Consider the following 23,759-nt stretch of genomic DNA (forward strand, 5'->3'; position numbering starts at 1 on the left):
CAGCGGTGCGGTGCCGTGGGAAGCCTCGCCGTTTACGGCGAGGAGGAGGTCACTTGCGACCAAGTCTTACCTGTCCAGCGACAGGCCAGCATGCCAGCGGTCAACTCCTGCCTCGCGCTTAACTCGGTCCATCGCCGCGAGCACCGCGGCGGCCCGCGAGGCCACTTCACCGGCGCGACGCTCGCCCTCCGTGCGGAATTCGCCGGTGACCCGGTTAGCGTAGACAGTGCACACTGCCCCCGCCCGGAGCCCATAGAGATTTGCGACCGTCATGATAGCCGACGCCTCCATCTCGAAGTTGAGCACACCAGCCTCCTGGAGTTCTTCGACCAGTTGCTCGCTGCCAGCTGCCTCAAAGCCGCCGAAACCAGGACGCCCCTGGCCGGCATAAAAGGAGTCTGTCGAGCAAGTGACTCCACAGTGGTAGTCGTAGCCGAGTTCCTCGCAAGCAGTCACGAGCGCCGTCACAACCTCCGGATGTGCCGTTGCAGGATAGTCTTCACGCACGTACTCATCGGAGGTTCCCTCTTGTCGTACCCCACCGGTCGTGATAACGAGATCGCCGACATCTATCTCTGGCTGGATAGCGCCACACGATCCCACCCGGATGAATGTCCCCGAGCCAACCCGGGCGTGCTCTTCGACGGCGATGGTTGCAGACGGGGAGCCGATGCCCGTGGAGGTGACGGTCACCGGTTCACCCTCGTAGCGGCCGGTGACGGTCCGGTATTCGCGGTGGTTCCCGACTTCCTCTGTATTCTCCCACCGCGCGGTTATTTTCGGGACGCGCTCTGGATCGCCCGGCAGAAGCACGGGGCCGGCGGCGTCGTTAGGGCCGATATCGAGGTGGTATTGTACGTCGTCGTTAGGGTCCTCGCTGTCCATATGCCATGTTTCGCTAGCGGACTTGTATTTCCATCCCTGGGGGAAGGTTCTCGGCGGCGACGCTCCACGAGCGGACGTGGCCATCGATATCCACCACGTCGGTCAGCTGCTCAACACGAAGTTCACGGCTGCCGTCGAGTTCTATCAAGAAACAGTCGGGCTGCCACTCCGTGGGACAACGGAGGGCCCGGTGAGAGTGGCGTTCTTCGAGCTGCCGTCGGCTGAGTTTCACCTTATCGTCCGCGAGGAGCGTGGCACACCAGCGGACGACCTGCTCGACGCCGTGGGCCGTCGCTCGGCGGCCCACGTCGCCTTTGAGGTGGACGATCTTGCGGCGGCAGTGGCCGACGCCAGCGCCGCCGGCCTCTCGTTTCTTGGCAATCCGCCGGAGGCAGGGCTGGGCCCGTACCGGCGGGCGTTCGTGGCCCCGGCGGGTCACGTCGGCATCCCGTTCGAGTTCGTCAGTCCAGATTAATTACTTCCCAAGCGTTGCCGGCTGAATGGTGTTCGGAATGAGTTCCCCCAGCCTATACTTACTCACAGATTCGCCCTCGTCACAGTAGACCGGCAGGGACTCCTCGCAGAACTCTGCGAGCGTTTGGCGACACATCCCGCAGGGGGTGACCCCGTCTTGCTCGCTAGAGGCGACTGCCAGCGCCGCGAACTCCCGGTGACCACGCTTCACCGCTTCGGCGACGGCCACTTCCTCAGCGTGTAGCGAGTTGGAGTAGTTAGCGTTCTCAACGTTACAGCCTACGTAGGTCTCGCCGTCTTCGGTCAGGAGCGCAGCCCCGACTCGATACTCCGAGTAGGGAACGTACGCGTCTTCGAGTGCTCCACGAGCGGCCGCCAGCAGTGCCTCAACGTCCATATGACCTGGTCCAGTCGCCTGATAAAATAGCTGTCGTGGCGTCACCCCTCAAGAGCCCGCTCGATAATCTCGCGCGCTCGTCCGACGAGCGCGTCCACATCTTCAGCCTCGGCGTACAACCGCAGGTATGGCTCTGTCCCAGAGGGGCGCACAAGAAGCCACGAGGTGTCCGGCAGTTCGACGCGGACGCCATACTCCGTATCGACAGTCCCGTCGGGGAATGCCGCCGGCAGCGACTCGGCCAGTCGCCCCATCACGGCCTCTTTCTCGTCGTCCGGGCAAGGTATCGATATCTTCCGATACGGCCGCTCCGTGATGGGGTCGACGAGAGCGTCAAGCCCCTCGGCAGCGGTCAAACGGGCCAACACGGCTGCACTCGCGACACCGTCTATCCACGGGCCGAGTGCGGGATGGATGTGCTTCCACGGCTCAGCAGCGAACACCACCTCGCCGTCGGCGGCGGCAACACCCTCGTGGAGCGCGCCGAGGCGAACGCGCTCGGTTCGGCCGCCGGCTGCCCGTACTCGCTCGTCGACCCGTGCGGAGGCGTTCGGCGTTGTCACCACCACTGGGTCGGCTGCCTCAGAAGCGCGGACATACCGCTCTGCCAGTACAGCGAGGATGGTGTCCTCGTGAACGACACTTCCGTCGCCGTCGACGACAACGATACGGTCGGCATCGCCATCGTGGCCGATGGCAACCGCTGGTCCGGCCGCATCCTTGGCCACGAAGGCCCGGAGGTCGGCTAGCGATTCTGGCGTGGGCTTCGATTCGCGGGCCGGAAAGTGGCCATCCACCTGTGCGTTGAGCGCAACGACATCCCCGCCGAGCGCCCGCAGCACCTGTGGAGTCGCCAGTCCAGCGGCCCCAGTACCGCAGTCTACAACGATCCGAAGGCCGTCAAGTGGGGCGCCAAAGTTGCGGGCGTACTGGGTCACTTTAGCCCGGTAGTCGGGAAGAACGTCCGCCCGATCCGTGCCGCCGAATCGGTCCCACGCGGTCGGGCCCGCGTCGGCGTCGACCCCCTCTTCTATTGCGCGCTCGGCGGTCCGGTCATACTCCTCCCCATCGGCGAACAGCTTTAGTCCGTTGTCAGATGGAGGGTTGTGACTCGCTGTCACCATCAGCCCGTGGCGGCCTTGGGAGGCATGCGCGACGGCGGGTGTGGGCACGCGTCCGACACGGCACACCCGCGCGCCGCCGGAGCGGAGGCCGGCCGCAGCCGCGTCGGCCAACGCCCCGCCTGTTTCACGACCGTCGCGCCCGACAACGAACATTGGTTGGTCGGCCGGCGCGTGGGCAGCGGCCGCCCGGCCAATCGTCACTGCGAGGTTCGGGGTTACTCGGTCGCGGACGTCACCGCGGATACCCGCTGTTCCGAACAAATCGCGGCTCATATCTGCCGTTGCGGGTGGCGGTATTTCAACGGTTGCGTCCGGGGGGACCGCGACGCGACAGGGGAAATTACAATTCGACGCCGCTCGGAATGAGCGAGTGCTGGCGGAGCAACCCGCCGTCGGCGTCGTAGACGAGGAAGGTGCCCTTGTGTTGCTCAAGGAGGTGGTTGCCGTCGATGGCGACACGAATCCGGTAGCGGTGTTGATCGTCCGTCTCTTTGCCGTACTCGCGGGCGGCGTCGATGAACCGGAGCACGTCGTCACTATCGGCGTTGAGTTCGAGAATGAACTCGCCGGTGACCCGGTTAGTCACAGAGACGACGGCCTCCGGCGATTCGTCGATTGGCCCCTGTAGGCGACAGGCGACATCTACCTCGTCGGCCGCAAGCGGCTCGCCGCCCTCATCGGTCAGCCGGTCGGCCAACTGGTCGGACGGGCCCTCGAAGTCAATGGCGACCGTAGGGACCCCCGGAGAGTCGAGATTCCGCGCCTCCAGCGTGAAGTAGTCGCGCCGCATCTAGCAGTCCTTGGTGACGCGCCGGCAAGAACGTAACGGGGCCGGCAGGGCTCCGTGGCATGTGGCGACCCGATGAATTTTATTCCCGCCGCCTCGCCGGGGGAGTATGTCGCCCGTTGACCCCGAATACGCCGGTGAGTTCGCGGTAGTGGCGACGTGGCTGTCGGTCCTGCTGCCGTGGTCGGTGTCACTATCTGCTCCCGGTGGGGGAAGTTTCCTTTCGGTTCGGTTTCCCCTTCTGTCTGTCCGGTTGCTGTTCGGCCTCAAAGTGGCCGGGGAGATACCGTTGCTATTCGTCTGGCAAGCCCCTGCGCTGCCAGCCCCCGGCTCTGCGGCCGGGCCGGCATTCATACTCTGGCTTGCCGGCGCCGTCGTGCTTGCCATCGCGCTGGCAATCTCGCTCGGCTACTATGCACGTGAGACAGCTCTCGAGGCGGCATCGCCGGTTGACCTCGTCCGACTGTTAGGGAGTTTACTGGCTATCGGGGGCAGCTGTCTGCTTGCCGCGACAATCCTACTCGTTTTGCCGGCGAGCATGCTGCAGGCACTGAGGGTGGCAGAGACGGGGTATGCCGGGGTCACGGCACCCATCGGCGCACTCATTGTGCCTGTGCTCGGCGCCGTCGCCCTTCGGATCGACCGGGGCGGGTAGCTTCCTACCTCACACGGAGAGAGATAGTAGCAGCATTGCCGCGTAGGCAATAGCTATCATCAGGGTCGCGTGCTTCGCGCCCGAGAGCAGGTCGCCTTGGCTAAGCTTTCCGGCCGTGAATCCTGAGACAGCGCCCTGAATGACGCTGCTATGGAGCAGCACCGTCGCGTACGCACCCCGGTTGTCAGCGCCGCCACCGCCGGAGCCAGGCAGGCCCGGCACCCCCCCGGGAACGCTACCACCACCACTCGGGATACCGCCGGTTAGCTCGCCGCCGGAGGGGAGCGCAGGAATGAACACGAGCACCAGCGCAGCAACGATGCCGATGAACACGAAGAACGAGACGTAGATAATGAGCACGTAGATGACCAATTCCTGGCGACGGCGCCGGTCGAGTCGGCGGTCCGTCTGTGCCTCGTCGGCCGCGATGCGCAAGACCGGCGCCACGTCGCCGCTGGCGTGGACAGCATTGACGACGAGCACTGTCGCCCGGGCCGCCAGCGGCGACTCCGTGCGCGATGCGAAGCGGACCATCGCCTCCGATGTCTTGGTACCGAGCCGGATGTCCGCACGGAGTTCTCGTATCTCTTCAGAGAGGCCGGGAACGCTGTCCGGGTCCAACTCCTTAATACTGCGAGTCACCCCCATCCCGGCCTCGGTTCGGTCGGCCAGTCGATCGATGAAGTCTGGGAGCGCTCGCTCGACGGATTGGAGCCGGCTGTTGGAGATGTACTCGGCCACCGAGAATGGCGCTAGCACAAACAGGGTCCCCTGAATCAGGTAGTCGTCAGCCGCCTCAATAGTAATGCCGTCGCCGACCGCGAGTAGGTAGAGATTGACGAGCACGTACAGGGCCGCGACGGACGTGGAGACGTACAGCACGGTCAACGGTGACCGGACGGCCGCCTCAATGGGATCGGCGATCGCACGGCGTAGCCCTCGCATCTGATTGAACATATAGAGTCGCTCGAGATTCGTCGTATCGCCGACGACCGCGCCGCCATCGGCCGACATCTCTGGTGTGTCGTCGTCCTCGCTCGCCTCGTAGAGAATGTCCGTATCGAGGTCGATGGAGCCAGCTTGGTCATCAAGACCGAGTTCGGCGGCTAGCCCGCCGAGGTACGCGATGAAGCCGGCAGTGGTCATCGGGACAATAAGATAGACGAACGTCCGCAACGCGTTGAGGGTGTTACCGAACAGCAGCCCGATGATGACAAGGATAGTGATGAGGAAGAGCGGCCCGGCGACGAGCAGGGCGACGTACCCTTCCGCGAGCGCCGCAAGCTCTTCCAGCACTTGTTGTTGGCGGGTCTGTCTGTCTTCTTTGTACTTTTCGTACTCCTCGCGGAAGTACTCCGCCATCGATCGGCCGGTGCGGAGCACGTCGCTGAGGTTTTCGGCGAAGTTGGCGAACTCCGTGCTTGGAGTCGTCTGTGCCAGTCGCCGGGTGGCGTTAAGAAAGTCGGCGTTTGACACCTGCATGTCACGCAGACTGACGACCAGCTCCTCGGCGGCCTCGCCGAAATAGGCGCTATTGCGGCCAGTTATCTCGATGAGTTTTTTATGCGTCATCCCACTTCGCGCCAGCGCGAACATGAACGCGACAGTTCGAGGCAATGACTCGTCGATGGCGACCTCACGGTTGTCGGCCAACTGACCTGGCCGGTACCATCGATAAAGGTAGGTAACGATACCCGAGCCAGCGCCGAAGGTGGCGCCGTTGAACACGAAGAGTAGCGCTACCTGCTCGGCCGTGAGCGTTGGAAGTGTCAGTTGGCTCGCAAGGAAAGACAACTGGTCCGGCAGTTGGTTGGCGAGTGTCTCCTGAGGCACCGCGAGGAGACCGAACAGCAGGACAATAGCGTAAATGCCAATTAGAGAACCCGCAAGTGCGACGGTACCGGCGTATGCCAGCGTTTTGGCAGCGTACACCCGGTATGTGACGCCCATCCGAGCCGCCTGGACGAGACTCTCCCGACGGGCCTGTTTCGCGGAGTTGTCGATGACGTACGAGCCGAACAATCGCAGCGCGATGCGGTTGAACTGCCTGTCAACCGACTTAAACCGAGAGCCGACACCGACCACGAGGAGGATAAGCAGGCCGAGTGCGAGCAGGCTGAGACGGGCGAGCGGCGCCATCAGTCTTCTGGGGCCGCTGGTGGGACGTCGTCGACCCGATTATCGATGCGATCGAGGACGGATTCCTTGTCGCGAGCGTAACGGTTGATGACCGCGGTGAACTGTTCGTAGCCGTGGATGCCCTCTTCAACGAGGTACTCGATAACGCGCCGGCGGTTGCGGAACTCTTGCCGGAACTCTCGTTCGGACCATCCGCTCGTCTGCTGGATGCGGTCCAGCACGCCGCTGTCAGTATAATCGCCGGCCACGGTGTCATCTGCGGGATTCCATGAGTATAGCTCCGAGAAGTTCAGTTCGCCCGTGCGCTCGTCGATGCCGCCAATCTCGACCACACTGTCGGCGCGGCGTACCCGCTGGTCACCCTGTCGGGAGAGCGTCTGTACGCTGAGAATGTCTAGCGACTGCACCATCGCGCGGGGGACGTTAATCGGGTCGTTCTCTAGCCGGTTGATAACTGTCTGAACAGAGTCAGCGTGCATCGTCGAGTAGGTGGTGTGGCCGGTGTTCATCGCTTGGAAGAGAGTGAGCGCTTCTTCGCCCCGTACCTCGCCGACGATAATGTACTCCGGCCGGTGGCGCAGCGCCGACCGCAGTAGGTCGTACATCCCGATATTGGCATCCTCTGAGAGCCGCTCGCGGGTAACGTTAGCAAGCCAGTTGTCATGTGCCAGGGATATCTCCCTGGTGTCCTCGATGGTGATGACCTTCGAGCCCGGCGGAAGGAACATCGAGACAGCATTCATGCTGGTGGTCTTCCCCGAAGCGGTACCACCTGCGAAGATGAGGTTCATTCGGTTCTCGATGGCGAGCCAGAAGTACGCCATCTGCTCAACGGTGAAGGTGCCGAACTCGATGAGATCTACGGGAGTCATCGTGTCCTCGTCGTACTGGCGGATGGTGAACGCGGAGCCGTGCGGCGACACTTCTTCTGTATAGACGAGTTCGGCCCGGGAGCCATCCGGTAGCGTTGCGTTGCTAATCGGTTCGGCCACGCTTAGCTGGCGGTCAGACATCTGTCCCAGCCGAATTATAAGATCATCGAGCCCGCGCTTCTCGAACTGGACGTTCGTTTTTAGATCATCGTACTCGTTATGGTAAATGAAGATGGGGATATTGTAGCCGTCACATGAGATGTCCTCAATGTGAGGGTCGTTCATCAGCGGCTGGATACGGTGATATCCGGTGAAATCTCGATCGATGTAGTAGAGCAGCGTATGGAACTCCTCGACGGTGACGGCTGCGCCGTACTGCTCAAGTGTGTCTTTGAGCTGTGAGCGAAGCACGTCGTCGGCGTCGATGTTCACCCCAGAAGTGGTGTACAGCAGGTGGTCGCGGATGTCGTCCTTCAGCGAGCGGAGCAGCCGCGCTTGCACGTCCGACAACTCCGGCTCGACGACGTGGTAGCGGAGTTCATCCTCTTCCGTGTCGTCGTAGATAGAAACGTACGCGAACGGCACGTCGACCCAGTAGCGGTCAACCTCTTCCCCTTCTGGAGGGACCTCATAATCCGTGAGCGGTTCGTGGTCGCCAAACCGGTAGCTACCGGCGTCGACAGAGACGCCGAGGAGACTCTCGTAGGCTCGCCGTAACCGGGCGAGGAGCCCGTCTGGTCTAATACCTGGCTCGGATGCGCTCGAGCCCATTCGTCTCGTGATGTTTGCTCTACCGATATTTAATAGCCGCGGTGATTCTGACGGCCGTCAGACGCCCGCCCGCGAGGCGTAGAGGTAGGTGAGTCCGCCGAATAATATGGCTCCAATAGCAGCAATCGCGAGATTTGTCAATCCGTACAGCGGGCCAACCTGGATGTCGGTGGGGTCCAGGTTCGGCACGTACAGCACTGCAAGCACGTATCCGAGCAGTAGTAGCCCCCCGACAACAACGAGCAGGGCGAACAGCCGCACGAGCGACGGCGACCGCCGGCGACGGCTCGTGTGCCAGCCCGAACCGGGGTCGTCATCGGGGTCGTCCGGTGGGGCGGCGTCGCCCATAAGCCATTTTCGACGTGCGTGGGCAAATCGCTACCGGCCGACCGGAGGGGCTAACTCGCCTGGGGTCGTGACCGACATATGGTTGAGGAGGGTAATCGGCGCGGCGTGCAGGCGACATACGACCGCATCGCCAGCCACTTCGCTGAAACCCGCTCCCACCCATGGCCACAGATAACGGAGTTCTTGACGGACAAATGTGGGGATATCGGGCTGGACCTTGGCTGTGCCAACGGTAGACACATCGCCCCACTGGCTGAACGGTGCAATCGCGTGCTCGGTGTCGACCTCTCACGAGCGCTGTTGAGCATGGCGGCCGATCGCGGCGGCGCCGATCTGCTCCAGGCCGATGCCGCGAGACTTCCTGTGCGGACCGGAGCGGTTGACGTCGCCGTTTATATCGCGACGCTGCACCACCTCCCGAATCGAGAGATGCGCCGCCGGAGTCTCGACGAACTCGCACGGGTCCTCGGGCCAGATGGCCAGGCGCTCGTGAGCGTCTGGAGTGTCACCCACTCGAAATTCAACGCCGAGACAGGATTCGATACCACTGTCGACTGGACTCTCCCAGACGGAGAGACCGTTGGACGCTTCTACCACATCTACGACCCGGAGGAGTTCGCGGCCGACCTCACGGCGAGCCGACTCGTCACGGAACGGACGTTCACGGAGGCTGGCAACTGTTTCGGCGTCGTCGGCAGCGAAGGGAAACGCACATACGACGCGGCCGGGTAGCCGCAGACGGCAGGGACGGTAACGAGCGCCGGTGGTCCAATGGTAGGACGTTGGCCTTCCAAGCCAACAGTCCGGGTTCGACTCCCGGCCGGCGCATCCGTTCTCAGTCGCCCGGCGCGGGCCGTGGTGCTGCCGTCGGGCCCGCGTACAGTAACAGGAATACACCTGTCGCAACCGCTATGAATCCTGCCGCGATGGTGAAGGCGACGGTCACGCTGGTCGCGTCCCAGATTATCCCGACGGTTACGGGGCCGACCACCTGTCCTACCTTCCAAGCCACTGACCGGAGTGACATTGACCCCGCGACAGCGTCGAACTGCTCGCCCTCCTCGACGAACAGCGCCATGCTGGCGGGCAGACGGATGGAGTCGGCAATGCCACAGAGCATGTATGCGCCACCGAGTACAAAGAACGCGGGCGGCAACAGCAGTGACCCTGCTGGCGCGCCGGCGACGGCTGGTAGTCTGAGAGTAACCTCCGGAAAGACGGCCGCAGCCCCCTCCGCTAGCGGGATACACAGTGCGCCAAGCGCGTACAGCAGCGCACCTCCGGCAATAAACCGGTGTTTCCCGCCGACTCGGTCGGTCAGTTCGCCGACATATCCTTGCGTGAGCGCCTTTGTCAGCTTCCCACCAGCGAGCAGGCCGCCAACGACGAACGGATTCATTCCGAAGACGGTCCGAGCGTAGATTGGGAGGAAGGTGATAACGGCCATTTTGCCGAAGGAGAGACCAAGTCGGAAGACGACGAGCGCGCGAACGGTCGACAACGACAGCAGGGACGAGAGCGTCTCTAACCCGGTTGCCTCCTCTGAATCAGCTTGACCTCCAGGATCGTCACGGAGGACCACCAAGACGAGTACACCTGCCCCGAGCGTCACTGCCGCAAGCGCCGCGTAGGCGACGTAGAAGTCGTACAGTGCCAATAACGCACCGCCAACGAGGTCACCGAACAACGAGGAGAATGCCCCCACTTGGTTGTATGTACCGAGCCAGAGGCCTTGCTCATCGCCGCCGGCAATCTCGCCAATAACTGTTGAACCAGTGAGCCAGAGAACACTCGCTCCGACTCCCTGAAGCACGCGCATTAGAATGACGTGGCTTACCGTCGAGACCATCGCGTAGCCGACGAACACGAGCACGTTCAATGCGAGCCCACCGAGCAGCCACCGCTTGGCATTGCCGGTGTCAATCCATCGCCCCAGCGGGAGGACGATGAGTAGCTGCACAACGGCGAAGGCCGTGCCGAACAGCCCCTCGACGGTGGAGGTGGTGTTGAAGATGTCGGCGTACAGCGCCAGCGCGATTGCGACGGTAGAGTACGCCTGCGCGCGGGCGAAAGCCGTGCCTGACATGGCAAGGAACTCCGGGTCCTTGAAGACGCGAAGCGAGCTTCCCACTACGCGGGCGAACTAGCTGGTGGTATAAAAACTGCACCGTCCGCCGGCGGTTTGTGGGAACTCCTCACGCCTCACAGTTCGATGCGCTCAACCAACTGGTCACCCGTCTCGTGAGTATTGACTGCGACGATACGCACCGATGTCTCCAGCCCTGAACCGGCGAGCTTCGCATTCAGGAGTTCGTCCACCTGGTAAACGCCGGCGGCGTCGCTCATCTCGATCTCGACAAGCACAGGCCGGTCCTCGCCGGCCTCCAGCGTGACCCGTTGAATCGCCTGCGAGGAGAGCGTGTTAATTCCGCGGCCCCCACGCTCATAAGGGATACGCGAACGGCCCTGCTCCATGTCGAGCGCGTCGGCCACTCGGACGACCCCCGCCTCGAGCGTCAGCGGCGTCTCTTCGGTGTGATGACAGAGGATAGCGTGGAGCGTCTCCCCCTTCACGCGGACAGCTTCAGGGGTGTCGTACACGCTCGCGAGCAGCCGGTCGAGAATATCCGCCGCGAGCGGAATTGAATAGTAGGGGTGGTCGTCGCGGTGGACAACGTGACCGATGTCGTGGAGTGTCGCCGCCAGTGCGATTATCACCGGCTCGTCGGCCTGTTCAAGGCCCTGTTCGCGGGCGCCGTCGAACTCGACACCGCCCCGCTTCAACAAGTCATACAGACACAGCGCTCGGTTGCGGACAATTTCGATATGCTTGCAACCATGATCGTTGTATCCCTTCCGCTGGACGGGGTTGACGTTCTGGGCTGCGAGGTAAGCATCGACCTCGGAATCAGACCGGAGCGTCGCGAGCATCTCGTTAAGTCGCTCGTCGGGGAAGGCGCGGTCGGCCCCGGGGTCGTACTCGCGTCCGGCGTTCGCGTCTGTGTCCTTCATACGCGAGCGAGCGGAGCGGCAGCGAAAAGCGTTCGGGCGTGGGCGACGCCGCGAGGAAAAAGCATATAATCGCAAGGAGGTACGTTCAAGCAGAGATGGTTCCAATCGTCCCGGCCCAGTTCGGCATCCCCGGCGGTCCCGAACTCATCGTCATCCTGCTGATAGCCGTACTGCTGTTCGGCGCGAATAAGATTCCCAAGCTCGCACGCTCAACCGGTGAGGCGATGGGCGAGTTCCAGAAGGGCCGTGAAGAGGTCGAACAGGAACTCCAAGAGATGCGTGAGAGTGGTGCCAGCCAAGAGGAGATTGAAGAGAAGCGTCAAGAGTACGCCGAGGACGACTCCGTCGACGTTGACGCCGACGCCAACCTTGACGCCGGCGCAGAGACAGAGACCGAGGCGAGCGCGGAGAAGGAAGCGAACTGAATACAGGCGCGTCGGCCGCTCCGCAACGGTTTTTTCTCCCGCCGTCGGACGACCGGCCGGGACGTGTGGCCTAGTGGACGAGGGCGAGGGGTTCCTAACCCCTCGACCGCGGGTTCGAATCCCGCCACGTCCGTGCAGCGACCGCAGGGAGCGGATTGACAAAGCAGATTCGAACCAGGAATGCCGCATGAGTGCAATCGAGTCGTGGGGCTCCTCCCTTGGCCTGACTGTTCGTTTCTTCGGCTGACGTGTTCCGACCCACACTCAGTCGAAAGTTTCAGATGGCAAAACCAGCCGTCGAAAGACCCATAACCGCGTAGGAGAACTGACGGCACGGAGTTTAGAGGATGAGTACCGACGATGAACGGCCGGACGACCCGGTGGCCAGTGCACTGGTCGAAGGGTCGACGTACGACCGGATTCGGGTGCAGCGAATATCGACATTCAAGTGGCCGACGCGACTGAAACTATTCAGGCTCGGCGGGCTGTCGTCGTTGCTTGCGGTCGCGGTTCTCTCCCTTTCGATACTCCCGCCGCGAGTGGTCGCATTCCTCCCGGTCGACCCGTACACGACGTTGACGCGGGTCGTGCTGGTCGCCAGCATCGGAGCTGCTGTGATGGGTCTCTCGGGGACGCTGCTCGTCATCACGGCAATCGCTCGTCCGCGGCTTGAGCCGATGGACGAGGCACGAGCGGAAGCAGTCTTAGCATTCGAGGAAATGTGGTCGCTCATCGGGTTTGTCATCGGCGGCGGGACGGCCGCCATTGCGGCGGCGTTCGTTCTCGCAGCCCACATGGGTGTCGACGTTCTTGAAGCCGTATTCACCCTCATCGGCCCGATGGCCTACCAAGTGGTCCAGACACCGGTGACGCCGTCAGCCGTCGCCGTCTGCGCCCTCGGCGTCGGGCTAGCCTTGCTCATTGCCGGCGCAGGCGTTCCAGCCGAGTAGCTATGCCACCGGCTCGTAGCCAGCGGGGAGGTACGCCTGCAGGTCGGGGAACAGCGGGCCAATGTCCGGGTTCTCGCTGCGTAGCGCGTACTCGCGGCCAGACCGCTCAACCAGCCCTGCGTCATGGAGGTGGTCAAGGTGAGCGAACGCCTCGCCCGGCCCGTGGAGGATATGGATGTTCTGCAGGTCTCCGAATAGTACAGCCGAGACCACCCACGGGCTTGCAGGGCCGTCATCGAGTACGTCGACTACTCGGGCCGTCCGCTTGCGGTGATGTGCAATTATATCGGCGGCCCGGCCCGGCGGATCGACTATCGCGCCGCGGTGGCCCGGCCATGCCCGGACGTAGCCGTCTCTAACAATGCCAGCGAGCGTATCGAGGTACTTCGACAGCGGTGCGTCAACGCGCACGTCTGCGCCGCCCACGTTGGGGGTGTAGTACGGGAGAAGAGCGTCGCCGGCGAAGAGTTCCCGTCCGGCCGTGCCGTCAAACGCGAACCCAGAGAGCCCCGCTGTGTGTCCAGGGAGGTGGACGGCCTCAAGCGTCACCGGGCCGATGTCGAACGTGTCACCGGCAGCGAACGGCGTCACCGTTGGCGCCGGCCACTCGTCGGCGCCGGCGAGGAAGTCGAACAATTCGGCCTGCTTCTCGTCGGGCATCCCCCAGTCGGTGACGTGCTCGCGCAACAGCGCGTCGGCGTGGCCCGCGGAGGGCCGTTCGACGAGCGGCGCGTCCGCCTCGTGGACGTGGACCGGACAGCCGGCGGCGGCCTGTATCTCGCCCGCGAGCCCCGCGTGGTCGCCGTGCCAGTGGGTCAGCAGGACGCGGTCCACGTCCGCGAATGTCGCGTCCACCTCCGCGAGCGCCGCCCGCAGTTCCGCGAGCGTCTCCGGGTGGCCGATGCCGGTGTCAACGAGCGTCAGTTCGGCGTCCGGCTCCGTCCCCAGCACGTAGCAGTTGTTCAGCCCCTCGAAGGCCGTGTTGCCGAGCCGTATCCGGTGACAATCGAAAGAAAGCGTCATCGCGTCCCTCCGGCGACGGACGGGGCCACCGTCAGCGTGTCGCCGTCCGAGAGCGACCAGTCGGGGTCGCGCACGGACTCGTCGTTCACGAGGACGTTGACGTTCGCCCGGAGCCGCCCCTCGGCGTCGAACAGCAGCGGCCCGAGCCCGTCGTGCTCGGCGTCGAGGGCGGTCAACAGCTCCCGGACCGTCGTGCCGTCGGCGACGTCGCGCTCGACGTGCTTCCGGCCGACGGCCTCCCGGGCGGTCGCGTGGAGCCGGCAGGTGACGTGCATACCCCGCGTCGGTGTGGGGGCGCCAAGAGGGTTACCCACGGCCGAAGGCCCAAGTTCCCGCGGGCCGGCCCCCCGGCGTGCCGCTCCGTTCGACCCCCGAGTCCGCCTTCGAGTCGGTGTCCGGCTACGACTACCCCGTCTCCTACCAGTCCGTGGGCGACCTCGAGATGGCCTACGTCGACACAGGCGAGGGCAAGGAAACGTTCCTTTGTCTTCACGGCGAGCCGACGTGGGGGTACCTCTACCGGAAGATGATTCCCCGGCTGTCGGCCCGCGGCCGGGTCGTCGTCCCCGATGCTGTTGGCTTTGGCCGCTCAGACAAGTACACGGACCCCACGGAATACAGCTTCAGGCTCCACTACGAAGCCTTTGAGCGATTCCTGACCGAGCTTGACCTCACCGACGTCACGCTCGTCTGTCAGGACTGGGGCGGCATCCTCGGGCTGACGCTCGCGGCCAACCACCCCGAGCGGTTCGCGCGGCTCGTCCCGATGAACACCGGCATCCCGACGGGCGACCAGGAGATGCCCGAGGCGTGGGAGGAGTTCCGCGACTTCGTCGAGCGGGTCGAGGAGCTACCGGTCGGGATGCTGATACAGGAGGCGACGACGACGGAGCTGTCGCCGGAGGTAATCGCCGCCTACGAGGCGCCGTTCCCCGACGAGGGGCTGAAGGCCGGCGCACGCGCGTGGCCGGACATGGTCCCCCGGAAGGGCGGCGGCGACGGGGCGGAGATGACCCGCGCGGCCGCCAGACGGCTCGGCGAGTGGGAGAAGCCGGCGTTCGTGCTGTTCTCCGATTCCGACCCCATCACCCGGCCCAACCGCGACCCGCTGCGCGAGCATATCCCGACGGCCACCGAGCAGCCGGACGTCTGGGTGGAGGGGGCAGGCCACTTCCTCCAAGAGGACGCTGGCGAGGAGATAGCCGACCGCATCGTGGCGTTCGTCGACCGGACCTGACTAGCCGACGGTGGTCGCGACGCCCTTCGTCTGGCGGTAGTCGCCCGCCAGCAGCTCGCGGAGCGTCTCGACGAGCGCCGCCCGGTCGCCGACCGTCCACGCGTCGGGGTCGGCCACGGGGACGACGAGGAAGCCGCGCCCGCGGACGGGGCTCGCGTGGTGGGCGGCGGCGTCGGGCGCGAGCTTCCGCGCCAGCGTCGTGTGCTCGGCGAGCGCGTACCGGAACGGCCGGTCGCCGACCGGCAGCAGGACGTGGGCGTTGATGGCCCGCAGTTCGGCGTCGAGGAACCGCTCTTGGTCTGCGTACGACGACTCGCTCGGTTCACCGTCGGTGAACCCGGGGTGAAGATACGAAAGATACGCATTCGTCAGCTCCGGCTCGTCGCTGTAGGGTTCGGCCGCGAAGCCCAGTTCATACAGCACTGACTGCACCGCACGACCGGCAGCCGTCTCTGTGAACGGGACGCCGGTCGCCGCTCCGCCGTGGCAGGCGGGGCTGTCACCGATAATGTGGAAGTCGGCGTTGGCGTCGCCGTAGCCGTAGGCACCGCCGCCGGGAACCTCTATTCCGAAGGGATTGTGCACTTCCTCCGTAACGTTGTCCACGCCTGTAGTCGGGCCGCCAGCGGGCAAAAAGCTCGCGTTCCCGGTTACACCACCACGATTGCACCCTTCATGCCGAGGGTGCGGTGAGGTTCACAGTAGTACAGCAGAACACCCGTGTCGTCGAATGACTGCTCAAAGGGGTCGCCACTCTCTTTGGGATCGCCGCTGTCGACATCGAAGTCCGACGCCTCAGTCGACACGACATTGTGGTCGTTCCCTTTGCCGGTCCACTGCCAAGAGACAGTCGTCCCGGTCGAGATTGTTACCGCAGGCGGCGCATACGCGAAATTGCCACCGTTCCCCTCGGCACCTACCTTGACAACCACCTCGTCGGCTCCTGTCTCGTCACCGAACGTCCCATCGAAGTTGCCTGTCTCGTTGTCCGTCGTGAGGTAATCAACTGCTCGCTCTTCGGCTGCCGTATAATCGCTCGCCTTGGGAGACTCGTCGCCGCCACTATCGCCGCTGCTACCGGAACAGCCGGCGAGCGTCACGCCGATAATCGCACCGCTCGTCCCAAGAAACCGTCGTCTGCTGGCGTTCTGGTCCACAGACGAGCTAGCGCCCATTGAAAAAAAGAGTGGCCGTCGCGGTGACCGCGTGACTGGTTTCATATCATCCGCGAACGTACTACAGGTATGGCCGTACTCGTCCTCGGCGACCAGCTGAACCTTGACCACGGGCCGGTCGCGAACGCTGACCGCGTCGTGATGATGGAGGCCCGCGCGTTCGCCCGCCGGCGCGCCTACCACCCGCACAAGCTGACACTCGTATTCGCCGCGATGCGGCAGTTCCGCGATCAGCTGCGCGAGCGGGGGACAACTGTCGACTACTACGGGTGCGAAACGTTTGCCGAAGGGTTCGACACCCACTTCGAGCGGCGGCCCGGCGACGAACTCGTCGTGATGGAGCCACCCACCTATGGCGCGACAGATCGACTGCGCGAACTCGTCCACGAGCGGGGCGGTCACCTCAACGTGGTCGACAACGCGTTGTTCATCTCCTCGCGATCGGAGTGGGAACAGGCGTTTGGCGACCGCGAGCCACCGTACCGCCACGAAGAGTTCTACCGTGTGATGCGTCGCGAGACGGGGTTTCTGATGACCGATGGCGACCCTGTCGGCGGGGAATGGAACTACGATGAGGAGAACAGACAGTTCCCCGGAGAGGCATACGAGCCCCCCGAGCCCCCCCGCTTCGAGCCCGACAAGACGACACGTGAGGTGGCGGCGTGGGTCCGGTCGTTATCGGGCAGCTACGACACCGATCCGCCTGGCCCAGGGTGGGCCGATCCTGAGCCGTTCTTCTGGCCGGTGACCCGCGAGGAGGCAGTTGAGGCGCTTGAGAAGTTCGTTGATGCCCGGCTTGCGGAGTTCGGCCCCTATCAAGACGCAATGCTTGCGGACGAGTGGGCCCTCAACCACGCCCTGCTGTCGAGCGCGCTGAACATCGGCCTGCTCCACCCGCGGGAGGTCATTGAGGCAGTAATAACAGCGGCTCGGGAGCGGCCGGACACCCCGCTCAACAGCGTCGAAGGGTTCGTCCGTCAGGTACTCGGCTGGCGGGAATTCATGCGACACGTCTACCGCAAAGGGATGCCTCAACTGGCGAGCGCGAACCAGCTTGGGGCAGACCGGGAGCTACCGGAGCTGTACTGGACAGGCGATACCGACATGGCGTGTCTGTCAGATGTCGTTGACGGAGTTCGCCAACGCGGCTACAGCCACCACATCGAGCGGCTGATGATTCTCTCCAATTTCGCACTGCTGTACGGCGTCGAGCCAGACCAGCTAAACGAGTGGTTCCATGCAGGGTACGTCGATGCCTACCACTGGGTGACGACACCTAACGTCGTGGAGATGGGGTCATTCGGCGCAGGGCTGTTCGCCACGAAGCCGTACGCCGCCAGCGCCAATTACGTCAACCGGATGAGCGATTACTGTTCGGGATGTGACTACTACCACACGAAGGACAGCGGCGAAGGCGCCTGCCCGTTCAACTCCCTCTACTGGGACTTTCTCGCGCGCAATGAGGAGCGCCTCCGCGACAATCACAGAATGGGGCTCGTCTACTCACATCTGGACGACAAGCGCGGCGAAGAACTCGATGCGATCCGGGAGCGGGCCAGCGAGGTGCGGCGGCTGGCGGAAGACGGCGATCTTTAGTGGTCGTGATCGTGGTCGCTGTGGCCATGCGGGTCGCCAGCGACGAACTCGTGGGCGGTGCGGTCGCCAGCCGCAAACGACGCGGCCCGGTCGTCGACAGCCCCCGGGTCAAGCAACTCCTTCTCAACGATGAAGCGCTCGAGAGCTGCAAGCCATTGCTCGTAGTAATCACGCTCATCGTCAATTTCCTCAACAAGCCGGTGCTGGAAGGTCGTCCACGGCCGGTCGTCGGTGAGTGCGACCGCCATCGCGAACGAGCGGGCCTGCCATGGCGCCTCGAACGTCGGCCGGTCAAGGTCGCGGCCAAGCCGCGAGGGCTCTGTCGCCGTGCCCCCGTCCGAGGCAGCATAGCCACCACCCAGCCGGTCAACGCCGATCATTGAGTCGCGGGTGACGTATTCAACGAGTTCAGTCTCATCAAGCCCCTCGGTGCCGGGCGGCTGTTGGGGCAATACCATGTAGCGCACCTCGGAGGTAGAGTCGTACACCTCAAGGTCAACGCCAGTATCGAGCCCGAGGTCGAACTCCTCGCGCAGCAGCGCGCGCGGCTCCTTCACCGCCCGCGAGCGGTACTCGGGAGACTTGTACCACGTCGGGGGCAAGCCGAGCACTGCCCACGGGTAGCACGAGCACAGCGTGCAGACGACCAAGTTGTGGGTATCCGGGTCATTTGCCTGCACAACCACGTCCATCGTCTCCGTGTCCACGTCAATATCGAGTTCCTCGATTGCGGCGGTGCCGTCTGCGAGCAGTCGCCGGCGGAATGCCTCATCCGTCCACGCCCGGGCAACGACACGCGCGCCATTTAGCGGGCCAATCTCTTCCTCGTAGGTTGCGACCACCTCGTCGACCGCTTCCGTCGAGAGGAGTCCCTCCTCAACGAGCAGCGACTGAAGCGCGCGGGCCCGCGGCTCGGGACCGTACTCGTCTGCGAGCGCGTCAGCATCAAACGCGTCTCGGTCGTCTCCGTCTGTCACGGTCAGACCGTCCGGCGCCGACCGCTTCAACGTTCGGGCGTCTCCCCCACCCACTCGAGCAGGCGGGCGTAGAAGGGGTCGGAGGCGAGCGCATCGGTATCACCGACGAGCGCGAGCGCCTTTTTCGCTCGCGTGAGTGCGACGTTTACCCGGCGGTGGTCCTCGAATATCGGCCCATCGAGCGTCCCGGTGGCGACGAAAGAGACGACGATGACCTCCCGCGAGGAGCCCTGGAACCGGTCGACGGTGTCGACGGCCGTCTCCGGGAGCCGACGGCGTATCTCGGCCACCTGTGCGCGGAACGGCGCGATGACGCCGATCTCCGAGCGGTCGACGCCCGCGGCGACGTACGCGTCGACGACCTCGGCGACGCGGTCCGCCTCGACCGGGTTCGCGTTCCCCTCCTGTCTCCCGTCGGGGTCGAGGAAACACACCGACTCGTCGAGCGGCGCCGGGAGCGCGTCGACGTCGACGCCGAGGTCCGCGAGCGTCTGGCCGGCCACTGCTGGCGTCGCCGGCCGGAGCTGGCCGTCGTAGAACTCCCGCGAGGCAAAGTACTGGATGCGCTGGCTCATCCGGTACTGTCGGTCGAGCAGCACGCCCGCGTCCGGGTGGGCGTCGATGAGCCGCTCGAACAGCGAGGTGGTCAGGGCATCGGCGTCCGACCGGACAACCGGCGGCAGCTGCTGGTGGTCGCCCACGAGCACGAACCGGTCGGCGCGGTTGACGGCCGCGAGCGTCCCCGGCTCCGTCAGCTGGCCGGCCTCGTCGACGACGGCGACATCGAACTCCTGTGACCGGAGCGTCCGGCCACCACACGAGGCGGTGGTCGCACCGACGACCCGCGCCTCCGCGAGCCGCTCGGTCACCGTCTCGGGGTCGCCGGCCGTCTCGAGGCGGGCGTCCTGCATCGCGTCCGCGACGCCGCTCTCCGTGCCGACGCGGAGGAAGTCGTCGAACCCCTGCTCGCGGAGCGCGGCCAGCGCGTTGTCGACCGCGCGGTTGGTGAACGCGCTCACCAGCACGCGCTGGCCGTCCGCGACAAGCGCGCGCACCGTCCGGGCGAGCGTGTACGTCTTCCCCGTCCCGGGCGGGCCGTGGACGAGCGCGAAGTCCTCGGCCCGCACTGCCAGGTCGACGGCCGCGTCCTGCGCCTCGTTGTTGTCGACGTACGTCTCGCCGGTCGGGTTGCCGAACGCCGGCTCCCGGCGGCCAAACAGCACGTCCTTCCCGTCGGGGTCGCCCTTCAGTACCGCGTCGTGGAGCGCCGCCAGTTGCCGCGAGATGCCGATTTCGGAGGGGTAGACGTCGAGCCGCGAGAGCGCCAGCGGCTCGTCGGCCGTCACGACCACATCGGCGTCCGACTCGCCCGCCGAGAGCCGCTGGATACGGACGAGTTCGGCGGTCCCCCGGGTAGGGTGACCGTCGCTGGCCAGCGCGACGTCACCCTCCTGGAGCTTCGAGACGGCCTCGCTGGTGCGGTCGGCCCGCAGTTCCCACGAGCCGTCGGGGAGCTGCTCGCGGCCGGCCGGCTCGAGGTTGACGAGCGCGCGGTCGGCATCGGCCCGCTCGGCGGCCGACTGTTCCCACAGCTTCCGGTACTCCGCGTGGACCGCCCGCCGCTCCTCCTCGATGGCGCGGTAGAATCGCTCGAAGTAGTCGCGTTCCTCCTCGGGCACCGGCGTTCCGATTTGCCCCGCCTTCGACTCCTGATTGAGTCGGCCGGAGACAACCATGCAGGTGTCCTGCTCGAAGCAGTACTCGCAGACCGCGTCCGCCTCGTAGCCCGTCGGGACGCCGAAGTCGTGCTCCATCGCGGCGATCTCGTTGCGCTGGCGGACGACGTACTTCAGCAGGCCGGTCCCCAGCGAGAACTCCTTGGCCGGCGAGAGGTCGCCGCTCGCCTCCGTCCGGTCGAGGGCGTTGTTCTTCGTGTATAGGAGCGTGCCGGTGTCGGGGGCGGCCTCGCCGACGGTGGTCCCTTCGCGGCGGGCGGCGTGTTCGCCGAGCACGAGCGCGTAACAGGCCGCCTGCACCTTGTCGTGGAACCGCGGCTCGCGGTCGAGGTTCTTGCCCGTCTTCAGTTCGACGGGCGCGCCGCGCCGGACCGCGTCGGCCCGGCCCTTGATGCCGAACAGCTCCGAGACGAGCGTCTGCTCGGAGCGCCACGCGTCCTCTTCGGTGAGCGTCTCCTGTGCAAGCCACGCCTCGACTGCGCCGGCGTTCTGTCGCACCTCCTCAGTCACGCCGTCCGCGTCCTCGCCGAGCAGCCCCACCTCAAGGCCGGCCTCCTCCACCCGCTCGTGGACCGACTCCTCGAGGTCGCGCCCCCGGAGCAGGTCGCCGAACACCTCGTGGACGACCGTTCCGCGCACGACTGGGTACGCGAGCGGCGTCGCGGATATCTTGTTGAGGTAGTACATCCGGGGACACTGCACCCACGCGCGGACGTCCGTCACGTCGACGAGGAAGTCTGGGTCGACGACGACGAACGTCTCGCGGCCGGTCTGGTAGCGCGTCTCGCCGCGGAACTCCTCGGTCTCCGGGTCGACCACGAGCAGCTCCATTCCCGGCTCGAGGACGGCGGCCGTCTCCGTCCACTTCCCCCACAGCGTCACGGTGACCGGCTCGCCCGCGCCCCGTTCGGGACGCATTCGCACCTCGGCGAGGTCGCTCGTCCCGCTGGAGGTCTCTACCGTGGTCGGGTCGTCGACCGCGAGGACGGGCCCCCGGAGCTTCACGGTGGCTCCTGCGGCCCGGCGGTGTAAACGCTGTCGGTCGGACCGGCGACCCTTTGGGCGGTGACCGTTTAGGAGCCGGTATGAGTTACGTCGGCTTCGCGCTCGCGTGGCCACGCTTCATCGACGCACCGCTGCGGGCGGCCAAGCGCGAGGCGCTCGTCGACCACGTTGCCCCCGCGTTCGATGCGCTGCGCGAGGCCGGCCACGTCGAGGACTGGTCGCACATCTTCTGGGGGACCGACGAGCTCGGGACGAAGGTGGTCCGCGTCATCGCGACGGCCGACGACCCGGATGCGGCCGCCGACCGGGTGCGCGAGGCCTTCGCCGACTACGAGGAGGGCCGCGAGTTCCGCGTCGTCGCCGACTTCGAGCCGGACCGCTACCGCGGCTTCTGGGGCGAGCATCTCGACACGTGGCTCGCCGCGCGCGCGCGGCTGTCGACGCTCGCGGTGGCGGCAATCGAGGGTGAGCTCGGCGAGTCCTACGGCTGGCACCGCCGGCAGAACCGCCCCGGCCACGTCTGGGCAAACCAGCTCGGGCTCACGTACATGGACGAGGCGGCCGTCTACGCCGGACTCGCGCTCGGCTACCTCGAGCAGGTGTCGGCCGGCACCGAGGAGAGCGCCGCCGCGCTTGATGCAGTCCGCGACCACCTTGAGGCGGCCACCGACGCCCTGCCGGACGTCGACTGACCGCCGTCGTGTCCGTTAAGCCCGTCGCGGCCCAACCGTGGGTATGTACACCGGGCAGACGGAACAACCCTGCTGTCTCTGTGACGACCCGGAGACGGAGGCCCGCATCGACATCTTCCCGCGGGCCGTCCAACTCCTCAACAACAGTGACCCCATCGCGTGGCGCGACATCGAGGGGGAGGTGTCGCTGCACTTCTGTGGGGACGACTGGTCACTGGTGTGTGATCTCGTCTTGGAGATGGGACTGAGCCCCTTAGGGCGGTGTAACGCCGCGCGGGCGTCGATGGTGTTTCGGGAGGACTTCGAGGCACTCCTGAACGACGTGCGCGACCAACCGGATCAGACGCCCTTAGAGCGGCGCCTGCGCGAGCAGGCCAAAGAACGGGTGGCGAACTACGGGGAGGACCCCCACATTAGCGAGCGCGATCTCGTAGAGGCACGGGTGGTTCTAGACGCCCTCGAGGAACTCGGCGTGGCTGCCGAGGCGTAGTTAGTCAGCCGTCGGTGCCTCAAGATACTTCTCGTTGAGCACCCACTCACCGTCTTCTTTGACGAGGTATTCGCCGTAATACGGGACCCGCTCGTCAACGACAGCGCGGAATGTCTTGCGTATCTCTGGCTTCGTCATCTCACCCATGCTCTTGAGGTCGTCGTTGCGGTTGAGACACCCCTTCAGATACCCCTCGTGTGTGACACGGACTCTTCCGCAATTGGCACAGAAATCAGGGTTCTCGACTGGATCGACAATTTCAACCATCCCCTCGCCGGTTTCGCCCTCAACGTAGTAACGACGGCGGTCGTGCATCTCGCGGCGCTCGATGCGGGTTGCTTGCTCTTCAAGCCAGCCGTGGACTCGGTCAATATCGACGGCCCACTCCGGGCGCCCCGCGAGTTCAGGCATATACTCGATGAGCTGAAGCTGGAGCCCATCATTGTCGGCAACGTGGTCGACCATCCGAGGGACGTAGCCGGCCGTTTGCTCGAACACGACCATATTGAGCTTTACAGGCGCCAGTCCCGCGTCAAGCGCTGCCTCCACACCTGCGATGACGTCCTCGTAGCCGTTGGACTTCGTTAGCTCCGCGAACGCGTCCGGGTCCATGGCATCTTGTGAGACGTTCACCCGCGAGAGGCCCGCCTCGCGGAGGGCCTCTGCTCTGCCCGGCAGGTATGTGCCGTTTGTTGTCAACGATGTTTCCAACCCGTCAGGGGTGCGACGGATTATCTCCTCTAGGTCCTGACGCAACATCGGCTCGCCGCCGGTGAATTTCACCGAATCAACGCCAAACTCATCCGCCACCTCCAAGAAGCGGACTACATCGTCGGTAGACATCTCCTCGTCGCTGGGCTCCATCGGGCCGCGCGTGTCCCCGAGCCCCTCGTTGTGACAATAGACACAGTCGAAGTTACAGCGGTCGGTCAGCGAGACGCGCACCCCCGATATCTCGCGACCGAACCCGTCCTCAAGCATACTCACCT

At 64.8% G+C, this 23,759-nt stretch carries 25 protein-coding genes and 2 tRNA genes; 11 read left to right on the plus strand and 16 right to left on the minus strand.

Annotation, left to right across the window (positions count from 1 at the left end):
• Positions 1 to 66: 66 nt before the first annotated feature.
• Complete coding sequence (locus tag ABEJ63_RS04130) at positions 67 to 885, minus strand: nucleoside phosphorylase (RefSeq protein ID WP_375795088.1); 819 nt, start codon at positions 883 to 885, stop codon at positions 67 to 69.
• A 76-nt stretch (positions 886 to 961) separates the two neighbouring features.
• On the opposite strand from ABEJ63_RS04130, the gene ABEJ63_RS04135 reads away from it, so the two are divergent.
• Positions 962 to 1,360: a VOC family protein gene (locus ABEJ63_RS04135; RefSeq protein ID WP_375795089.1), complete on the plus strand. Its 399-nt coding sequence runs from the start codon at positions 962 to 964 to the stop codon at positions 1,358 to 1,360.
• Here the strand turns inward: ABEJ63_RS04135 and cdd are convergent, their stop codons facing one another.
• The 3 genes from cdd to ABEJ63_RS04150 all read right to left on the minus strand — a co-directional run bounded on the left by cdd (position 1,361) and on the right by ABEJ63_RS04150 (position 3,670).
• Entirely contained in the window at positions 1,361 to 1,756 is a 396-nt protein-coding gene (gene cdd, locus ABEJ63_RS04140) for a cytidine deaminase (protein WP_375795090.1), read from the minus strand.
• A 41-nt stretch (positions 1,757 to 1,797) separates the two neighbouring features.
• Entirely contained in the window at positions 1,798 to 3,153 is a 1,356-nt protein-coding gene (locus ABEJ63_RS04145; protein ID WP_375795091.1) for a phosphomannomutase, read from the minus strand.
• Between the two features lie 67 nt (positions 3,154 to 3,220).
• The gene (locus tag ABEJ63_RS04150) at positions 3,221 to 3,670 is read right to left on the minus strand and encodes a DUF5793 family protein (protein WP_375795092.1); all 450 of its coding nucleotides are present in this window, start codon (positions 3,668 to 3,670) and stop codon (positions 3,221 to 3,223) included.
• Between the two features lie 106 nt (positions 3,671 to 3,776).
• On the opposite strand from ABEJ63_RS04150, the gene ABEJ63_RS04155 reads away from it, so the two are divergent.
• Positions 3,777 to 4,322, plus strand: a complete 546-nt coding sequence (locus ABEJ63_RS04155) for a hypothetical protein (protein WP_375795093.1) — start codon at positions 3,777 to 3,779, stop codon at positions 4,320 to 4,322.
• Between the two features lie 9 nt (positions 4,323 to 4,331).
• Here ABEJ63_RS04155 and ABEJ63_RS04160 read toward each other — a convergent pair whose 3' ends face one another.
• The 3 genes from ABEJ63_RS04160 to ABEJ63_RS04170 are packed head-to-tail and all read right to left on the minus strand — an operon-like array spanning position 4,332 to position 8,452.
• A complete protein-coding gene (locus tag ABEJ63_RS04160) occupies positions 4,332 to 6,461 on the minus strand; it encodes a type II secretion system F family protein (RefSeq protein WP_375795094.1) in 2,130 nt (709 codons plus the stop codon).
• The gene (locus ABEJ63_RS04165) at positions 6,461 to 8,104 is read right to left on the minus strand and encodes a type II/IV secretion system ATPase subunit (RefSeq protein WP_375795095.1); all 1,644 of its coding nucleotides are present in this window, start codon (positions 8,102 to 8,104) and stop codon (positions 6,461 to 6,463) included. The genes ABEJ63_RS04160 and ABEJ63_RS04165 overlap by 1 nt, the downstream gene beginning before the upstream one ends.
• A 57-nt stretch (positions 8,105 to 8,161) precedes the next feature.
• Complete coding sequence (locus tag ABEJ63_RS04170; RefSeq protein WP_375795096.1) at positions 8,162 to 8,452, minus strand: hypothetical protein; 291 nt, start codon at positions 8,450 to 8,452, stop codon at positions 8,162 to 8,164.
• 78 nt (positions 8,453 to 8,530) lie between these two features.
• On the opposite strand from ABEJ63_RS04170, the gene ABEJ63_RS04175 reads away from it, so the two are divergent.
• Positions 8,531 to 9,184 carry a class I SAM-dependent methyltransferase gene (locus tag ABEJ63_RS04175; RefSeq protein WP_375795097.1) on the plus strand — a complete coding sequence of 218 codons (654 nt, stop codon included), beginning with the start codon at positions 8,531 to 8,533 and terminating at the stop codon, positions 9,182 to 9,184.
• Positions 9,185 to 9,209: 25 nt separating this feature from the next.
• Positions 9,210 to 9,280 (plus strand) — tRNA-Gly (locus ABEJ63_RS04180).
• 7 nt (positions 9,281 to 9,287) lie between these two features.
• On the opposite strand, the gene ABEJ63_RS04185 is transcribed toward ABEJ63_RS04180, so the two are convergent.
• Both ABEJ63_RS04185 and ABEJ63_RS04190 read right to left on the minus strand, forming a co-directional pair.
• On the minus strand, positions 9,288 to 10,538 hold the full coding sequence (locus ABEJ63_RS04185) for an MFS transporter (protein WP_375795379.1): 1,251 nt from the start codon (positions 10,536 to 10,538) through the stop codon (positions 9,288 to 9,290).
• Between the two features lie 116 nt (positions 10,539 to 10,654).
• Entirely contained in the window at positions 10,655 to 11,464 is an 810-nt protein-coding gene (locus ABEJ63_RS04190; protein ID WP_375795098.1) for an HD domain-containing protein, read from the minus strand.
• Positions 11,465 to 11,559: 95 nt separating this feature from the next.
• Here ABEJ63_RS04190 and ABEJ63_RS04195 point away from each other — a divergent pair, with 95 nt between their 5' ends.
• The 3 genes from ABEJ63_RS04195 (at position 11,560) to ABEJ63_RS04205 (ending at position 12,839) form a co-directional block, all read left to right on the plus strand.
• Positions 11,560 to 11,889, plus strand: a complete 330-nt coding sequence (locus ABEJ63_RS04195; RefSeq protein WP_375795099.1) for a twin-arginine translocase TatA/TatE family subunit — start codon at positions 11,560 to 11,562, stop codon at positions 11,887 to 11,889.
• Between the two features lie 59 nt (positions 11,890 to 11,948).
• Positions 11,949 to 12,022, plus strand: a tRNA-Arg gene (locus tag ABEJ63_RS04200).
• Between the two features lie 214 nt (positions 12,023 to 12,236).
• Positions 12,237 to 12,839, plus strand: coding sequence for a hypothetical protein (locus ABEJ63_RS04205; protein WP_375795100.1), 603 nt, complete (start codon positions 12,237 to 12,239; stop codon positions 12,837 to 12,839).
• Here ABEJ63_RS04205 and ABEJ63_RS04210 read toward each other — a convergent pair whose 3' ends face one another.
• Both ABEJ63_RS04210 and ABEJ63_RS04215 read right to left on the minus strand, forming a co-directional pair.
• Complete coding sequence (locus tag ABEJ63_RS04210) at positions 12,840 to 13,862, minus strand: MBL fold metallo-hydrolase (protein ID WP_375795101.1); 1,023 nt, start codon at positions 13,860 to 13,862, stop codon at positions 12,840 to 12,842.
• Complete coding sequence (locus tag ABEJ63_RS04215; RefSeq protein WP_375795102.1) at positions 13,859 to 14,137, minus strand: ubiquitin-like small modifier protein 1; 279 nt, start codon at positions 14,135 to 14,137, stop codon at positions 13,859 to 13,861. The genes ABEJ63_RS04210 and ABEJ63_RS04215 overlap by 4 nt, the downstream gene beginning before the upstream one ends.
• Positions 14,138 to 14,214: 77 nt before the next feature.
• Between ABEJ63_RS04215 and ABEJ63_RS04220 the strand changes: the two genes are divergently transcribed.
• Entirely contained in the window at positions 14,215 to 15,099 is an 885-nt protein-coding gene (locus ABEJ63_RS04220) for a haloalkane dehalogenase (RefSeq protein WP_375795103.1), read from the plus strand.
• On the opposite strand, the gene ABEJ63_RS04225 is transcribed toward ABEJ63_RS04220, so the two are convergent.
• Together ABEJ63_RS04225 and ABEJ63_RS04230 are read right to left on the minus strand one after the other, a co-directional pair.
• On the minus strand, positions 15,100 to 15,705 hold the full coding sequence (locus ABEJ63_RS04225) for a uracil-DNA glycosylase family protein (RefSeq protein WP_375795104.1): 606 nt from the start codon (positions 15,703 to 15,705) through the stop codon (positions 15,100 to 15,102).
• Positions 15,706 to 15,749: 44 nt separating this feature from the next.
• Positions 15,750 to 16,256 (minus strand): halocyanin domain-containing protein, encoded by a 507-nt coding sequence (locus ABEJ63_RS04230; RefSeq protein ID WP_375795105.1) that lies wholly within the window; start codon positions 16,254 to 16,256, stop codon positions 15,750 to 15,752.
• 87 nt (positions 16,257 to 16,343) lie between these two features.
• Here ABEJ63_RS04230 and ABEJ63_RS04235 point away from each other — a divergent pair, with 87 nt between their 5' ends.
• Positions 16,344 to 17,870, plus strand: a complete 1,527-nt coding sequence (locus ABEJ63_RS04235) for a cryptochrome/photolyase family protein (RefSeq protein WP_375795106.1) — start codon at positions 16,344 to 16,346, stop codon at positions 17,868 to 17,870.
• Here the strand turns inward: ABEJ63_RS04235 and nthA are convergent.
• Complete coding sequence (gene nthA / locus ABEJ63_RS04240) at positions 17,867 to 18,847, minus strand: nitrile hydratase subunit alpha (protein ID WP_375795107.1); 981 nt, start codon at positions 18,845 to 18,847, stop codon at positions 17,867 to 17,869. The genes ABEJ63_RS04235 and nthA overlap by 4 nt on opposite strands.
• A gap of 26 nt (positions 18,848 to 18,873) precedes the next feature.
• Positions 18,874 to 21,588 (minus strand): AAA domain-containing protein, encoded by a 2,715-nt coding sequence (locus tag ABEJ63_RS04245; protein ID WP_375795108.1) that lies wholly within the window; start codon positions 21,586 to 21,588, stop codon positions 18,874 to 18,876.
• A gap of 80 nt (positions 21,589 to 21,668) precedes the next feature.
• Between ABEJ63_RS04245 and ABEJ63_RS04250 the strand changes: the two genes are divergently transcribed.
• Complete coding sequence (locus ABEJ63_RS04250) at positions 21,669 to 22,280, plus strand: hypothetical protein (RefSeq protein WP_375795109.1); 612 nt, start codon at positions 21,669 to 21,671, stop codon at positions 22,278 to 22,280.
• Between the two features lie 43 nt (positions 22,281 to 22,323).
• Positions 22,324 to 22,770, plus strand: a complete 447-nt coding sequence (locus tag ABEJ63_RS04255) for a hypothetical protein (protein WP_375795110.1) — start codon at positions 22,324 to 22,326, stop codon at positions 22,768 to 22,770.
• On the opposite strand, the gene moaA is transcribed toward ABEJ63_RS04255, so the two are convergent.
• Positions 22,771 to 23,751: a GTP 3',8-cyclase MoaA gene (gene moaA / locus ABEJ63_RS04260; RefSeq protein WP_375795111.1), complete on the minus strand. Its 981-nt coding sequence runs from the start codon at positions 23,749 to 23,751 to the stop codon at positions 22,771 to 22,773.
• Between the last annotated feature and the right edge of the window lie 8 nt (positions 23,752 to 23,759).

The organism is Halosegnis sp. (genome assembly GCF_042216475.1).
Lineage (GTDB): Archaea > Halobacteriota > Halobacteria > Halobacteriales > Haloarculaceae > Halosegnis.